This is a genomic window from Methanobacterium formicicum DSM 3637, assembly GCF_000302455.1.
Classification (GTDB): domain Archaea; phylum Methanobacteriota; class Methanobacteria; order Methanobacteriales; family Methanobacteriaceae; genus Methanobacterium; species Methanobacterium formicicum_A.
Map to the genome: position 1 here is coordinate 1 of NZ_AMPO01000027.1, position 355 is coordinate 355.

1 pseudogene is annotated in these 355 nt (G+C 44.5%); it reads right to left on the reverse strand.

Annotation, left to right across the window (positions count from 1 at the left end):
• A pseudogene (locus A994_RS12770) lies at positions 1–341 on the reverse strand (hypothetical protein); the annotation flags it as partial.
• Positions 342–355 lie beyond the last annotated feature (14 nt).

The window sequence follows — 355 nt, forward strand, 5'->3', positions numbered from 1 at the left end:
TTTAGTAGTGTGGTTGCTGTTGTGGTTAGGTATAGGAATTGTGCCATGTTTATGGTGGTTGTTCCTACTGTTACGGTTGAGGGTAGTGCTTTGTTGGTTTCTATGTAGTTTTTGACTGTTTGTGCTGCGGTGAGTATTTGTGCTATGGTTACTGTGGTTGTGGTTGGTTCGGTTATGGGTATGTTGTTGTTGGTCCATTGTTTGACGGTTATTGTGGTTGGTAGTGTGCCGTTGTTTGCGTAGGATGTGAGTATTCTGCTGTATAGGTAGATTTGTGATTGGTAGCTGATTTGTCCGAGGCCGATTACTCCGTATGGTGGTGCTTGGCCGTTGCCGGTCATGTATTCTGCTATTC